Below are 15441 nucleotides of genomic sequence, written 5' to 3' on the forward strand. Positions count from 1 at the left end.
ACCAGAGGCTGGTCAAACCTCCGTTGTTGGCCGGTTTGGACAGTGCTGCATCAGGTCTCGACCGACGTCTCGACAGTCAGGGCTGCTTCGACGGGTGTGAAGATGTCAACATCGACCCCAGGCGCCCGAATCGTCACAATCAGGGCGTACCGAGCCAGAGCGTCGACGCGTTCCAGGTAAGGCTTCTCCTTCCACCAGCCCCCGACCGGGAACACGCCGATCGCGTCACGCTCGGCGAGATCGGCGGCGCTGCCCGACCAGAAATCGGCGTGCAACGAGCCGCGATCGCGGAAGGTGCCGAGCAGCCACTCTTCTCCGCCTCCAGCAGGCGCCCCTTCCTCCTCGTCCCGAGCGGCCTGATTGATGCGGGCTCGGAATTCGTCGACTGTCTCGGTCGCTGACTTTACTCTGAACCGAAGACCATGGGACGCGTAACGATGCCGGCGGGTCCATCCGCGTTCACCGGGGTTGGGTTCGATGAAATAGGACAGCGTGACGCGGAGCTCGACCTGGGCAGCGCCGAGCGCCGCGAGCTGCTCCTTCGGCCAAGGCAGGCGATGCAGCTTCATGTCACGCGTTTTGGCAGCCGCGCCGCCCTCGCGCTGGAAAGGCTGAAGCTCATCTTCAACGATAAGCGTGAGGTCGTTCACCGTTGACAGAAGCGCGCGCCCAAGATCTGGCACGCCGTAACCATAGCGCCGCACGAGCGCCTGGATCTCGCCCTTCGCTCCGTTGCACGCATCGATGCGTGCGCGCATCGCCGGAGTCCATTCGGCCGAGTGGACGATCAGGGCGCGAACCGATTCAGGCCACAGCTCGGGGCGCGCTGATAGAATTAGTCCCGCCATCCGTGCGGCATGGGCCGTTGCCGCGCTCGTATCTCCGAGGGTGGTGAAGTGGCGCAGTTCGGGTCGACAGAAAGTGGTCAATATCTGCAGATCGTCGATCGGCTCGCCGGGCAACACACCGTCATGGGCGAGATTGCCGCCTTCGAAGACGACCTCGGGCTTCACCGGCCACTGCCTGTCCCAAACGACCGAAGTGCGACTGCGCGGCGAGAGCTCGCCGACCGGCGCGATCGGAGCGTAGCCCGAAAAGTCGGTGTCAATGATATCGACCTTTTCTGTGAAAGCGCCGACCGTCAGCGCATTCCAGGCCTGAGAAGGATCATCGACTGCTTCCAGATCGTTGCGCGTCAAATGCTCGGCCGGCATGAGGTCATCGCCGATGTTGCCGGCAGAGAGAACGATCAAGCGTCGCTGTTCCTCTTCGAAACAGAGTTGGTCGATAGCGGCAGACCACGATGTGGGCCTTCCACGCGCCGGACTGGCGCTTGTCACAGCCATTGCGATCGCGCGGCGGCGCTCCGGCGCCTGCACCTCGGCGCGGGCGATCGCTTCCGCGGTGATCGCGCCATAGAGTTCTGGATCGTTTGCCTCGTCTTCTGGCGGAAGGATACGAACACTCTCCAGCCGAAAGGGCAATGGAACTGGATCGCCTCCGACCAGGAGCGGGACCAGATCACCGTACAGGCCGACACCTGCCATTCGCGTCCCGTGGCCGCTCCACGCAGGTGTGTCGTCGCTGCCCCATGCCGGTTTGACGGTGTGCCAGTCTTAAACGGCAAGTGCGGGTTCGATCAACGGGTGGGTGCGACGCACGCCGCTGTCGAGAATGCAGACCGCAATATCGGATTGAGGCGGTCTGACGCGCCCGAGAAGCTCGTCGCTCCAGTCCCTTTGCTCCGCGCCGCCAAGGCCCAGGAAGAAGGACGGCGTATCCTTCGCGCGCCGCAGCTCGGCGACGACATCGCTGTGCGCAATCATGCGGTCGAGCATTGCCGTGCTGGCGAGGGCCAGCATGACCACCCGCTCCGGAAACCTAACCGCATGCGTGCGCAAAGTGATGTTCAGGGCTTCGGCAATGTGCTCGAAGTTCTCGCGGCGACCGTCGCGCAGCCAGACTTCCCACCACACCTGCTCGTCAGCGGCCTGGGGGAAGAGGTCGTCGTGGTCGGTAAACAACGATCGTGCAGTCGCCAGCCTGACTGTCTCCATGCGGGAGACGAGCGGCTCGTTGCGCGGTCTGCCGCGGTCAGTATCAACGTCTCGATACGCCTCGACTTTCCGCAAATAATAGGCTTGCGCGCTTTGCGGCAGGAACACCGACGCTGTGATGGGAGCACCGGGTTGAGTTGGCTCATGGACGGCGACCAGCTCCATGTGCTGGCGACGATCGGCCAACTGGTCGAGGGCCGCCCGTCCGGACATGGGCAGATCGATCGCGAGGTAAAAGCCAGGCGTGCCGACCGACAGCTGGGGGTCACGCGCCGCAATCTGCTGGCGTGCACTTTCGACCGCTTGTTCGATGGATTGCGTCAAGGCCGCAGCATGCGACGCCCGATCACGCGCCGGCAGCGGCGGTGCATGTATAAGTTGGTTGGGCCGCCGATAGGCTTCCCGAATGCCGTTGTTGCGAAGGTGGATATGGGCGCGGTCGCGCGGAAAATCGTCTGCCATTATGATCTGTGCTGTCGCTACTCAAACAGCGACGCCTGCCGGCGTTCCTTCAGAGCGTCGATGAGCGCTTCCGAGGTGATCCGCTTCCCCCCCCGCAATATGATGGTTTTTGCAGCGTCGTCGGCCGCGCGCGTGATCTCGGCCTGCGACAGTCTCTCTGCCTGAGAGATCGCCTCGTTCCAGGCAAGCCCTCTGGTGTCGAAGCGGTCGAGTCGAGCCCGAAGCAGCGCCTCTATAATCGGCCGATCGGGCACGGCGTATTCGATGACATCGTCGAAACGGCGGAACAAAGCTCTGTCGAGCAGCTCGGGATGATTTGTTGCCGCAATAATCAGGCTGTGGCTGTCGTCTTGCTCGAGAAACTGCAGAAACGAATTCAGCACGCGCCGAATCTCGCCAACATCCTGGCGTTCGCCTCGACGCGCGCCGATGGCATCGAATTCGTCAAAGAAGTAGACGCCCCGCGTCGCCTGCATTGCATCAAAAACAAGCCGCAGCTTTCCGGCAGTCTCTCCCATGAACTTGGTGATCAAACCATCGAGGACGATCGTGAAAAGGGGCAGATGAAGCTCCCCGGCCAATGCCGATGCGGTCATCGTCTTGCCTGATCCTGGCGGGCCGACCAGAAGCAGTTTGCGACGGGGAACAAGCCCGTGCTCGCGCAAGCTTGCTTGTTGGCGCTGCTCTCCCAGCACGCGGTGCAGGCGCGAGCGCAGACTGTCCGGCAAAATCATGTCGGTCAGTCGCAGGTCCGGATAGCGCACATGCAGGAGCCCTGCGAGCTCGCCCTTTGGCTGAAAAAGGGGAACCGGCCGACTGCTCTTGACAATCCGGGCGTCCCTGCTCTTGGCTGCGTCGACCAGATCCTTGAGCTCCTGAGCAAGCTTACCATGGCCTTGACGTGCCTCATGCGCAGCAAGCTGCATCGCGATAGAGAGGAAACGATCCTCGTCGCCGGCAATGTGGCTTTTAAGCAGCGTCACGATATGGCGGGCCGTGGTCATGGCTCTCTTCTGGGGTATCCGTTTACTTGGCGAAGCGCATGCAACCTAAACGCTTTCAACGGCGATTTGTATCGCGCAATGGTGTTTTTTCTCTTGTCGATGTTCGCCCGTGGCAACTTCAGCGGTGAACTGTTGCGCCGCGGTCATAGGCCAGCCGGAATAACGCCGGCCAGCAGACAACAGTCCGCATCTTCGAGCGCTCGAAGTCTGGCCACTCACGCAGCGTGTCGGGTCCGAACGCTCCAAAGCCGCCCCGCCTGGCAGGTCCATGCGACCGATTGCGGGCGTGCGGCCATAAGGTCTACGCGGGCTCGCATGGCTGCCCGCGCCGCTGGCTAAAAAGCTGTACACCATCTCACGAAACACCAGGTCCGCTCCTTTGCCGGCCGACGGTCCATGAAATCCCCTCCCCACTTACGACACCGGAGACCTCCTTGCCCACATGGCGCTCAAGCACCGGCCGCCATGGCACCAGCGTGAACTCGCGCGACTTTTCAACGACGGCATATTTTCCGCTGGCAAGCTCGACGGAGCGGCGGAGCGTACCCTCTACTCGTCCTCCGGATCGCGCTTCGGCATAGGGCAGGCCAAGTTCCTCCGACAGTTGGCCAGCAACACGGTTCAGTTCTCGCTGGCGCAGGATCGAAAGCATGTTGGCTCGATAGACGATCCCATCCTGTTCTTTATGCGCGAGGCCTTGCGCGATCAGCCACTGCCGCCGGCGAGCTTGCGCCTCTCTCACGTCGCGGCCGAAGCCGGATCCGTGCAAAGGCTCGGGTCTATCGGCAACCAGCTCCCGGTCGAGCCAGGTGGCGCCGTTGAAGCTGACCTGTCGCTCCAGCGCCATTGAGGAGAGCTTGTCGGCAACGACAGGCTCGGCCCTGGCCCGCTGGCCCTCATAATTCGCGACGCGATCGAGATGGTCCGGCGCGATGAGCCAGGTGCCGTTCGGCTCTCGCTCGACGCCGCCGGTCGCGCGGCGGATCGCCTCCAGCCGCCGCACATGCGTTCGCGCAAAGCTCTCGGTGGCGGATGGGTCATGCTTCAGGTGCATATCGACGTCGTAACGGCCGCCATGCGCGGCGGCGATTTCGGCGATGGTACGATCGACCTGCCTCGGCTCGGTGTTCCTTGGCGCGACACGCACGATGCAGCCATTAGGCATCGTTTCCATCGCCTCGCCTCTACCGATGTTGATCCAATGGCTCTTACCGTCGACGGCGTCGACGATCATGTAATGGCGGTCATTGATCTCGTCGGCCAGTCCACGCGCGACAACGCGACCGACGAGAGACTGGACGGGCTCGCCGGATCGATCGTGGATCACCCAGTCGGCGGCCCTGCGGGCAAGCCCCTTGCCGGTCAGTTCGCGGTGCATGGTCTTGATGATGTCGCCGCGTTCGCCGGTGCGGCGCAGCGTGGCTTCGAGCTCATCGTCGAGGCGCCAGGAGCCAGCGCCGACCTCCGCGGCCAGACCCATCCGCTCGAGCTTGCGCAGCCGTCCCTGGTGCAGCGTCTGGCGAATGGCGTCGGGACCGCCCGGCGAGACCAGGCCGTCATCATCACGCATGCTGAGCAGCCGACGGTCGATGCTGGTGAAGCGTTCCTGCTCCATTTCCCGGCGCAGGCGAAGCTCAATCTCGCGGTCGGTTCGCGGACCGAGATCGAGGCTGACCAGCTCGGCCGCCCGCTCGCGGATGCCAGATGAGATATATTCGCGCGCGATGACCAGGTTCTCGCCACGGTCGTCCCTGCCACGGACGATGATGTGGCTGTGCGGGTGGCCGGTGTTGAAATGATCGACCGCGACCCAGTCGAGCTTCGTGCCGAGGTCTTCCTGCATCTGCGCCATGAGCCGCCGCGTCAGCGCCTTGAGGTCGTCGTACTCGATGCCGTCTTCGGCAGCGACGATGAAGCGGAACTGATGGCGGTCGCCGTCCGCGCGATCGATGAACGCCTTGCCGTCGACGCGGCCGCTGTCGGCGCCGTAGAGCTCGCCAGGTTCACCTTCGCGGGTGACCCCGTCGCGCTGAAGATAGCGTAGATGGGCACGCGCCCCGTCCGCGCCCTTGCCGGCGAGCTTGACGACCCGCGCCTTGACGATCACCCGGCGCTGGCGGAAGGCGGCATACCGGTCGCGCGATTTCAGCAGTGCGGCGGCCGCCCCGCCGCGCCCTGTCCGGCTTCCTGTGAAGCGACCACCGCGTTGCGGCCGGCCGCCAGCCCGGTTGATCGCCGCACGAACCTGGCCGGCATAGCGTTTGCCGGCCTTCGAGCCGCGCGACCCGATTTTGCCGAGCTTCGGCCTGAACTCGTCATCCTTAATGCGAGCCTCCCAGACATATCAAGCAAAATCAGACACTTACACGTCAAACCCTCTTGGCACCGGCGGCAGCCTCCCGGAAAAACGATGTGCAGACAAAGATTTAACCGCCTCCTGGAGGCGGTACCTTTATCTTGCCTTCCGCGCCCAGCCCCGCCAGACGCGCCCCCGTCCGCCATGGCTAACGCACCGGCTCCTTCGGCTGCGCGCCGTCCTTGCCGAGCGGCACGAAGAGATCGCCGTTTCGCACGCCTGAGTGAACACCGTCATGAATGAAGAACAGCGACCGTCCGAGAGGAGCGATTTGCGCCTTTGGAGCGACAGATTGGCTTTCGAACGCCTCGATGTCGGCCGCCGAAACTCCGGCCGCCTTGAGTTGGTCGAGGTACTCGACGGTCTCTTCTGGCAGCGGTTTGCCACGCTTCAAATGCTCGTCGTAGCGCTCGGGACCGGCATTGTAGGCGCCAAACAGGCCAGGAAATCCGAAGCGGTCATACATGGCACTGAGATAGGCCGTGCCGGCCAGGATATTGTCGCGCGGATCGTGGGGGTTAGGCCCAAGGCCGTGTTCGACCCGCATCTCTTCATAGGTGCCGGGCATCACCTGCATGAGGCCCATGGCGCCAGCGGGGGAGGTGATGGGGCGGCCGCCGCGCATTGTCTTGCCGCCGCTTTCGGCAGCCATGACGGCATAGATCCAGGCTTGGGGAATATGGAAGCGCCGGCTTGCTTCCGATACCAACGTCTGCCACTTTCGCAGCTGCGGACTTTGGGAGATGGCGACCGGCTCAGCGCCGGTCGAGGCGGAACAGGCGCATGGCGCAATGGCGATCATGCCCAACAAGAGGAGGGTCACTCGGTCCATAGTGGTACGAGCCTCCCGATGACATTTTGAGTGGGAACAGGCCCGAAATAGCGGCTGTCGAAGGAGCGGTTTTTGTCGCTGCCGAGCAGGAAAACCTCGTTATCCCCGAGCGCTCGGCAGCCGTTCCACCATGGCAAAGGTCGGCCTTCGGCGTCGATTTTGAGCCGGCGCGCGACGATGTCGCCGCCGATGATGATGGCGTCATTGAAGGCGCAGACATTATCGTCCGGCAGCGCTGCAAGACGTTTTGCCAGCGGCACATTGCGAGGCAGATAGCTGCGCTCGGCGGCGAGATACGCCGCGTATTCAGGCGGGCGCACGAGCACGAGATCGCCACGCGCCAGCGCTCCCGCAGCGATGCGGTAAAGGCCGATCGGCGCGCTGGCCGAGGCGTTCCAGACCAGCCAAGGGGCGGGCTTTCCCAGCGCCGTGAAGCCCAAAAGACCGAGACCGGCCGCGGCCAAGGCGACCGTCTTACGGGCTCGAACACGCCTCAGGCGGCTGCCGATCAGATGGATGGAAGGGCGCCGCCTCATGAACGGCCTCCCGTGCCGCCCTGGCCGGAACCGGCCTTGCCATCGCCGGCGATGGAGTGCTGCGGGTGTCCTTTCGACCAATGGTCGAGTTCGTCGATGTGATAGCGGACATAGCGGCCGTGCTTGCGGAATTTCGGGCCGCCGCCCTTGAGCCGCATCTTTTCGAGCGTGCGCTGGGAGAGCCCGATATAGAAGGCGGCTTGGGCTGTGCTGAGAAACGGGCTGCCCTTTTTCGCGCGGGCCGCGCGTTCGTTTTCGTCGTCCATGATGATCCTCGTTTCGCTTCGGACAAGCGAGGGCGAGGATGGGCGAGGGAGATCGTCTCGGGGACGGGCGAAGAGTCGGGGGAGAGTTTTCGCCGCCCTTTAGGGCGGACGGGGTTTGGGTGGAACTCCTGGGAATGAGCCCCGCGCCGGGGCTGCGGCGCGAGGCTCTTATCTCGGCCGGTCAGTCGGCCGGGTTCCAGATGATGGCGTAGGTGTCGTGATCGTCCTGGCCGGCGGCTCGGCCGAGATTGGCGTAGAGCTTGCGCGGTCCGAACTCCGGCGCTGCAATCGACAGGCTCACATAATCCTTGCCGGAAGTCTCGCCGGTGCGGATCCAGCCAGCGCCGACTTCGACCCCTTGCGTAAGCACCCGGAAGTCGGGATGGTTATCGGCGCTCTTGGCCTGGTTGGGGACGATATCGATGTCGGCGCGGACGCTGAGCGTCTTGAACTGGCCCTTGTAGGCGCCGTTTTCCTGCTTGTTGACGTAACCGATCGCGGTCATTTCGAAGTCTCCTTTTGTGGTTTCGCCGGGGACCATCCCCTGCGATGGCGCACCGTAATGGGCGCGTCAGGACCGCCTGAATCCGACAGGGCCGCAGCGACAGTGAAGGACCCGAGCGGGCAGCTTTTTTGTGAGCGAAGCGGCGCGAGGAAGCCGCCGCAGGCGGCGGGGAAAAAAGCTGATGGCGCGAGGGTTTCGGGCGGCCGGACCCGCCCATAGGTCGACAAGCCAGCCGCAGGGATGGTCCTTGGAGAGAGCATGGAGACCGCTCGCCAAGTGCGGTCTGTCAGCCAAGCAGGACGCCGGGATGAAACGGCCTGCAAAGATGCTGCGCCCTTATGCCGGATCGAGATCGTGCCAGCGGGTCGGGCGCCAGAGCAGACATCCGGCATGGTGCGATCTATGAAAGCAGGGCTCGCCAGCGGGAATTTGATACGCGAGGGGGCCAAAGTAAGGCTGGATGAGAAGCCGGTGCTACCTGCAGGTCCAGTGTCATGTGGCGGCGCTCGGGAAACCGCTACGCAATGTAACGCGCTCTTATGAGGCGAACAGACCGGCCCCAAAACCGATCGACCGGTGGTCGGCGCGAAACGCGTCATGCCTGTCCGAAAGCTGACAGTGGCAGAAGACGCATGTCGGGTTCCGCACAATTGACCATGCTGGATTTGTGAGGTTTTCAGGGAGAGCCATGCGTTCACTTCCCAGTGAGCTTTGGCACGGCATTTGCTCTTGATGTGGCAACACGGATCGAAGGTTGACTGCATGCACAAGCGCGAGATGAGCAATGCTCTCCTTTCCTGGAGGCTTGGCAGCAGATTCGATTTGACGTTGCGAGGAGCTTCAGCCGCTCGCGGCGGAAGTGATCTCAAATCTGAAGGCACCGTTGGGGCCGCAGCCATCAAACACATCTTTCTCTTTTTCGCAGCTCGTCTTCAACGCGATGCGGACTTCTTCGCGTCGACGGCGGCCGAAGGTGGAGAAGGGGCTCGACTTGCAAAAAGGAGTTGTCAATGACGTCTTACGTTCGCACCAACAGCCCGGCGCAGGTGCGCTCACTGTCCACCTTTGGCAAGCATCTGCAAAGGAGCGTGCTGACGGCGACGCTGCTTGCCGCGGCTTCGACGGGAAGTGAAGCGCAGCCCTATGTTCGTGCTGACGGCAGCACGACTGACGACTTGGAAGCGGCGCGAGCAAGTTGGCGTCATGACGCCGAATTCAATGGAAATGTGGGGCTCGCAGCCATCAACGCGGATGCCGCGTATGCGTTGGGTTCCACCGGGGAGGGGGCCAGAGCTCCTCGCCTGCCCTCGTCCGTCTTGACGAGTGCCCGCTTACAGCCTACCTCACTATCGCGTTAGCACTCGTCCATCGCGAGTGCTAACAAAAACCCCTCAACAGCGCACCAGGGAAAAATCCGAAAATGGCAAAGTCGAAGTTCCGCCCGCTGCATGACCGCGTGGTCGTTCGCCGGGTCGAATCCGAATCCAAGACCGCTGGCGGGATCATCATCCCCGACACGGCAAAGGAAAAGCCGCAGGAAGGCGAGATCATCGCTGTCGGCTTCGGCGCTCGTGACGAAGCTGGCAAGCTGGTCCCGCTGGACGTCAAGGCCGGCGACCGCATCCTGTTCAGCAAGTGGTCGGGCACGGAAGTCAAGCTCAATGGCGAAGACCTTCTGATCATGAAGGAATCCGACATCATGGGCATCATCGGCTCATATCAGGCCCTTTCGTCAACTGAATTCCCGGGCTCGATTGAAGCCCCTGCCAGGAGCTAAAAATGGCTGCCAAAGACGTAAAATTCTCCCGCGATGCCCGCGAGCGCATGCTGCGCGGTGTCAACATCCTCGCTGACGCGGTGAAGGTCACGCTCGGCCCCAAGGGCCGCAACGTGGTCATCGACAAGTCGTTCGGCGCCCCGCGCATCACCAAGGACGGCGTCACCGTCGCCAAGGAAATCGAGCTTGAGGACAAGTTCGAAAACATGGGCGCGCAGATGGTCCGCGAAGTTGCTTCGAAGACCAACGACATCGCTGGCGACGGCACCACGACCGCGACCGTTCTGGCGCAGTCGATCGTCCAGGAAGGCCACAAGGCCGTTGCCGCCGGCATGAACCCGATGGACCTGAAGCGCGGCATCGACCTCGCGGTAACCGACGTCGTTGCGACCCTGATCAAGAACGCCAAGAAGATCAAGACCTCCGAAGAGGTTGCCCAGGTCGGCACCATCGCCGGCAACGGCGATGCTTCGGTCGGCAAGATGATCGCCGAAGCGATGCAGAAGGTCGGCAACGAAGGCGTCATCACGGTTGAGGAAGCCAAGACCGCCGAGACCGAACTCGAAGTCGTCGAAGGCATGCAGTTCGACCGCGGCTACCTCTCGCCCTACTTCGTCACCAACGCCGACAAGATGGTTGCCGAGCTCGAGGACGTCTACATCCTCCTGCACGAGAAGAAGCTGTCCAACCTCCAGGCCATGCTGCCGGTTCTCGAAGCCGTCGTGCAGACCTCGAAGCCGCTGCTCATCATCTCGGAAGACGTCGAAGGCGAGGCTCTGGCCACGCTGGTCGTCAACAAGCTGCGTGGCGGCCTGAAGATCGCCGCCGTCAAGGCGCCGGGCTTCGGTGATCGCCGCAAGGCCATGCTGGAAGACATCGCCATCCTCACCGGTGGCCAGGTCATCTCGGAAGACCTCGGCATCAAGCTCGAGAACGTCGGCCTCAACATGCTCGGCCGCGCCAAGAAGGTGTCGATCTCCAAGGAGAACACCACCATCGTCGACGGCGCCGGCAAGAAGGCCGAGATCCAGGGCCGCGTTGCCCAGATCAAGCAGCAGATCGAAGAGACCACTTCGGACTACGACAAGGAGAAGCTGCAGGAACGTCTGGCGAAGCTCGCCGGCGGCGTTGCGGTGATCCGCGTCGGCGGTGCGACGGAAGTCGAAGTCAAGGAAAAGAAGGACCGCGTCGATGACGCCCTCAACGCGACCCGCGCGGCCGTCGAAGAAGGCATCGTTGCTGGTGGTGGCGTCGCGCTGCTGCGCGCTTCGGCCAACATCAAGGCCACCGGCGTCAATGCCGACCAGGCCGCCGGCATCAACATCGTGCGTCGTGCGCTTCAGGCTCCGGCCCGCCAGATCGCGGCCAACGCCGGTGCGGAAGCATCGATCGTTGCCGGCAAGATCCTTGAGAACAAGGGCGCGACCTTCGGCTACAACGCCCAGACCGGCGAGTATGGCGACATGATCGCCATGGGTATCGTCGATCCGGTCAAGGTTGTCCGTACGGCTCTTCAGGACGCGGCCTCGGTCGCCGGCCTGCTGGTCACCACCGAAGCCATGATCGCGGAGGCTCCGAAGAAGGAGTCGGCTGGCGGCGGCATGCCTGGCGGCATGGGCGGCGGCGGCATGGGCGGCATGGGCGGCATGGATTTCTAATCCAGCTCTGGCAGCTTTCGCAACGAGAGGGCGGCATCAATGCCGCCCTCTTTTTTTGCGAACCTCGGTCCGATGAACGATCGACGCCAACGCCGGCCATCGGCGTTAGGGCAACCTCAAAAGAACTGTCGAGTTGGTTGCGCGCGGCTTTGCGTCATCAGAGGCGCAAGGCGGTCGCGTGTGAGGATTGCGCGCTCCCATAGGCGGTTTCGGCATGTGCCTCGCCTTCGACATCGACATTGCGGCCAAGCAGGAAATCGGCGGCTTTCGAGGCATGGCTTGCGGCGCGGAAGATGGCGCGGTTGTCCTCGCGCAAAACCGTCAGCCATGAGCCGATGTAGTCGGCATGGCGCACGCTCGGCTCGATGCCGAGACTGCTGCAGATGAAGGCTGATGCGATTTCGGCGACCAGTTCCTCGCGCGCATAGGTGTTGGACCCGAAGGAGCCGGACAGGTCGCGCGCGAGTCGCCTCGGGTGGCCGGTCCAGTGTCCAAGCTCGTGAAAGCAGGTCCGGTAATAGTCGATCTGGTGGAAGAAAGCCGGCTGCGGCGGCACCTGTATGGTGTCGCTGCCGGGCATGTAGAAGGCGCGCTCGCCGCCGATGCGAAAATCAGCGCCGGTTGCATGAATGAGCGCCTCGGCCTGCGGGACCATCTCGCGCTCAGGCAGAGGCTCGCCGGCGGCGTAAAGATGTTCGGGCAGATTATCGCACTGCGCGACATCGAAGACGGTGAAGCGCTTCAGGAAGGGCACCGCCTGCGGTTCGTCGCCATCGGTGTCGGCGCGTTGCTTTTCGTTCTTGGGAACAAAGCGGTCAGCGTGAACGATGGTGGTGCCGTGCTCGCCCTTCCTGACATTGCCGCCAAGCGAAAGCGCCTGCCGGAAGGTGAGCCAGTTCTGGCTGGGGAAACCGCGCTCGATGACCGCGCCCCACAGGATCAGGATATTGATGCCGGAATATCGGCGCTGGGTGGCCGCATTCCGCGGCAGGCCGAGGCCTGTCCTTGCCCTGCCCCACGGCTTGACCCATGGCACGGTGCCGCGCTCCAGTTCGGCAATGATGCGGTCGGTGATTTCCTGATAAAGGCTGGCGCCGGTGCGCCCGCCACTGTCTGCGCCAGCCTGTCGGCTGCCGCAACGTTTGTTGTTTGCACGCATCGTGATGTCCTCCGCTCTACAATCGCGCGCCCTCCCCGGAAGCGGGGTGGGCGGCAAAAGCGACCGGAAAGGCCCGCCGTCGGAGGCGGACTGCATCAGCAGGACCGGAACGGAGTGGAGGACCCGAAAGCGACAAGCGAAGGGTTGCGGGACGCCGCGGCGGGCCTAGAAGGGAGTGCTGCCCACCCTGCGCCAGGGGGAAGGCCACAATAGAAAGACGCCGGCCGACAGGCCGGCGACCGTCAGCAGCCGAAGGCTGCCCCGCGCCAGGGGGCGATGCCGCAGGGCCAAGACCGCCTGAGCTTGCCGAAGAAAAGCGGGCTCGGTTCACGAGCACCCGGCCAGCGACTTCAGGCGCGGGCGCTCAGGATTGTTGTTGGCGCCCACGGCAGCTGGATGACCGCAACAAGATTACGAGGAGCGACAGCAAAGCCAGCTGCCACAAACGGCACGCTCCGGCAACAACAGCGTGGCCGGTCTACAGATGCTGCCCCGCACGAGAGCCAGCACGCTTTGAGCGCGCATCGGCGATGCAAGCGTTGCAAGCTGGCCATGTCCACAAGGTCGGCGACCACTATATCGCCGACCACCAACGCGGGCGTACCGTCTAAGTGCAGACCTTTCGCGAGTGCGCGGACCGCGCATTTCATCTGCGATGGCCGGATCTTGCATTCCCGCTTGAGCTGCTCAACGTCAAGGCCTACACGCGCTGCGATCTTGAGAGTGACCCTTCAACTGGGGGAAATCATAAGGGCGCGGTGGAATTCGTCGAACTTTCCCTGTTTTCTCGAGGCGAGTGCGGCGAAGGCTGGGAATTGGGAATCCGGTCCCAGGACCGGGAACTGTTTGATCACAAGCTTCAGATTGGGTTCATGCTTGAAGGCTTTTTGGTAGTTGATATCAGCCAGTCTGCAATGCGGACAGTTGTGGTAGTCATTGAATATGACCAGAACGGCATCGCCTTGCGGGTTGCCGGCGATTGGCGAAGGAGATCGTTGTCGAATGCGCCGCTCCACTTTTGCCTGTCGGTCGACCACGCCTGCCGGTGCAGGTTCGCGCTATATTGGCTCGCCAGCAAGGCGAGGAGTAAAAGAAGAGCTGCGACAGTGATGGCAGTCGGCTTAGACATGAGTCTCCAATCCATGGACGGCGTGGCAGCAACGGCCGCCTTTTTGGTGTAAAATGGGTCAGTTTTGATCGTGCCCCGCAGTTGCTACAGGCGCACAGGTGCCGGTGCGATCTGGCGGTTTCTCAAATACGGCTTTGCGCCATCGGGTCCACCCCAATAGCTGAGCGTCGTTCGCACGGGGAATTGTGTTCACCACGCCGGGCGACTTGACCGTCCACCGCCGGAGCGCTGAACGGTCCGCTAGTGAGGCGCTCCCCGAATCGTCGTTTATCCCGCTCGCCCCGGACCGGGTGACAGCCAGCGTTGCCGCTACGCTGCGGAGAAAAACCGTCAGCGCGTGGCATTCGGACATAAGCTGATCGACGCCAAGAATAAGCCCCACGGAGGTGACCGGTGCGGCCGGAACAAGAAAGAGCGTTGCAGCCATTGTGACGAGGCCTGCACCGGTAATGCGGGTTGTTCCGTTCGAAGGGAACAATGCGACAAACAGCATGAGGATCCGGCAGCCGATCGGGAGATCAGTTTTCGTCGCTTGGGCGATGAAAAGGGCGGCGAGCATCATATTCGTGCCGTCCAGATTGAATGGAATGAGACCCACGACCGAATGCGTGGCGCCGGCCCTTTCCATCTTCTCCATGAGCGAGGCCAGCGCGGCCTCTGAGGAGGACATTGCGAGCAGCAGCTCGTCCTTGATGTATCGGACGAGAGAGAAGAGCGAGCGGCCGTTGTAGCGGCAGACCGCGCCGAACAGGACCGAGAGGAACAAGACTTGCAGGATGTCGCCTTCCGCGAAGGCATTGGCAATCGTTGACGGGATGATGTTCATCAGGAAGCTGGTCACGGACTGCTCGTGAGCCGTGGCCACATAGCCCTTAACGGCTTGGACATCGAGCGAGGCCGGATCGATGTTGAGGCCGGCGCCAGGCTGAACGATATTCGCGACAATCAGCCCGACAACAAAAGCGAGCGTCGAAAAGGTGAGAAAATAGACCATCGCCTTGGCGGCAACTCGGCCGACCTTCTGCAGATCGCTCATGCCGGCAATGCCGGTCGCCATTGTCAGGAAGATGACAGGTACGGTGATTATCTTGACGACATCGACGAAGGCATCGCCGAGCGGCTTCAGGCTGTGGCCGGTCTCCAAATGGAAATAGCCGATTGCGGCACCCAGGATTATGGCGGCAAGTACCTGCACGTAGGTCCGGGCAAAATGGCGCTTGCGGGGCGCTGCGATCGCGCGGGGAACTCTTGGAACCAACACCGTCTCTCTCCTTGACCGGATCGGGGTGGGGCTCCTCCCTCTCCCATGCAGTGCTCCGGTCGAACGCTGCGCCCACTTCGGCGCAAACGATGTGCCAAATAGCAAAGAGGGGAAAACGCGCAGGACCTCACGCAATGCTTGCGATTCGCTCTCCCACACTCGTGCAGTGGTTGCCTGTCGCAACTATGGAAGGGTCGATTCTTGGGAACTCCAAAGGCCGCTCTTTGCGTCGAGCAGCTTGGCTGCCTGGAAGGTTCCCTCTTTGCCTTGCGGTCTGCGAGCTGAGTCCAGATCGTCATCATTTGGCTGCGCGCCGCACGGGGCTCGAAAGATTCAATCGAGGACGGGTCCTCTTGGAAAACGGGGGCAGCGTTGGTCAAGCCCTTCCACCCTGCTGTCCCAATGGTGTTCAGAAGCTCAGTTCACGATCAAGCGATGG

At 62.7% G+C, this 15441-nt stretch carries 11 protein-coding genes and 2 pseudogenes; 4 read left to right on the forward strand and 9 right to left on the reverse strand.

Translation table 11 applies throughout. The annotated features are described in order from the left end of the window. Positions 1-50 precede the first annotated feature (50 nt). From EN862_RS19470 to EN862_RS19500, 7 genes and pseudogenes are all read right to left on the reverse strand, one after another. Positions 51-2519 (reverse strand): annotated as a pseudogene (locus EN862_RS19470) (S8 family peptidase). 17 nt (positions 2520-2536) lie between these two features. Then, positions 2537-3523 (reverse strand): ATP-binding protein, encoded by a 987-nt coding sequence (locus tag EN862_RS19475; RefSeq protein ID WP_126057775.1) that lies wholly within the window; start codon positions 3521-3523, stop codon positions 2537-2539. Positions 3524-3878: 355 nt separating this feature from the next. Beyond that, complete coding sequence (gene rlxS, locus EN862_RS19480; RefSeq protein WP_024505648.1) at positions 3879-5849, reverse strand: relaxase/mobilization nuclease RlxS; 1971 nt, start codon at positions 5847-5849, stop codon at positions 3879-3881. 178 nt (positions 5850-6027) lie between these two features. Continuing rightward, positions 6028-6711, reverse strand: coding sequence for a lytic transglycosylase domain-containing protein (locus EN862_RS19485; RefSeq protein WP_024505647.1), 684 nt, complete (start codon positions 6709-6711; stop codon positions 6028-6030). Beyond that, positions 6699-7247: a S26 family signal peptidase gene (locus EN862_RS19490; protein ID WP_024505646.1), complete on the reverse strand. Its 549-nt coding sequence runs from the start codon at positions 7245-7247 to the stop codon at positions 6699-6701. Before EN862_RS19490 ends, EN862_RS19485 begins: the two co-directional genes overlap by 13 nt. Continuing rightward, on the reverse strand, positions 7244-7513 hold the full coding sequence (locus tag EN862_RS19495) for a helix-turn-helix domain-containing protein (protein WP_024505645.1): 270 nt from the start codon (positions 7511-7513) through the stop codon (positions 7244-7246). Before EN862_RS19495 ends, EN862_RS19490 begins: the two co-directional genes overlap by 4 nt. A 181-nt stretch (positions 7514-7694) precedes the next feature. Next, positions 7695-8018 (reverse strand): DUF736 domain-containing protein, encoded by a 324-nt coding sequence (locus tag EN862_RS19500; protein ID WP_024505644.1) that lies wholly within the window; start codon positions 8016-8018, stop codon positions 7695-7697. A 1010-nt stretch (positions 8019-9028) separates the two neighbouring features. On the opposite strand from EN862_RS19500, the gene EN862_RS19505 reads away from it, so the two are divergent. The 3 genes and pseudogenes from EN862_RS19505 to groL all read left to right on the forward strand — a co-directional run bounded on the left by EN862_RS19505 (position 9029) and on the right by groL (position 11453). Next, positions 9029-9376, forward strand: coding sequence for a hypothetical protein (locus EN862_RS19505; protein WP_063169239.1), 348 nt, complete (start codon positions 9029-9031; stop codon positions 9374-9376). Positions 9377-9438: 62 nt separating this feature from the next. After that, positions 9439-9732 (forward strand): annotated as a pseudogene (gene groES / locus EN862_RS19510) (co-chaperone GroES); the annotation flags it as partial. Between the two features lie 65 nt (positions 9733-9797). Further along, the gene (groL, locus tag EN862_RS19515) at positions 9798-11453 is read left to right on the forward strand and encodes a chaperonin GroEL (protein WP_126057772.1); all 1656 of its coding nucleotides are present in this window, start codon (positions 9798-9800) and stop codon (positions 11451-11453) included. Between the two features lie 157 nt (positions 11454-11610). Here the strand turns inward: groL and EN862_RS19520 are convergent, their stop codons facing one another. Continuing rightward, positions 11611-12612 (reverse strand): zincin-like metallopeptidase domain-containing protein, encoded by a 1002-nt coding sequence (locus EN862_RS19520; RefSeq protein WP_126059319.1) that lies wholly within the window; start codon positions 12610-12612, stop codon positions 11611-11613. A gap of 611 nt (positions 12613-13223) precedes the next feature. On the opposite strand from EN862_RS19520, the gene EN862_RS36875 reads away from it, so the two are divergent. Continuing rightward, positions 13224-13793, forward strand: coding sequence for a hypothetical protein (locus EN862_RS36875; protein WP_245454735.1), 570 nt, complete (start codon positions 13224-13226; stop codon positions 13791-13793). Positions 13794-13799: 6 nt separating this feature from the next. Here EN862_RS36875 and EN862_RS19530 read toward each other — a convergent pair whose 3' ends face one another. Continuing rightward, the gene (locus tag EN862_RS19530; protein ID WP_306462679.1) at positions 13800-14999 is read right to left on the reverse strand and encodes a cation:dicarboxylase symporter family transporter; all 1200 of its coding nucleotides are present in this window, start codon (positions 14997-14999) and stop codon (positions 13800-13802) included. Positions 15000-15441 lie beyond the last annotated feature (442 nt).

Source organism: Mesorhizobium sp. M2E.F.Ca.ET.219.01.1.1 (assembly GCF_004016445.2).
Taxonomy (GTDB): domain Bacteria; phylum Pseudomonadota; class Alphaproteobacteria; order Rhizobiales; family Rhizobiaceae; genus Mesorhizobium.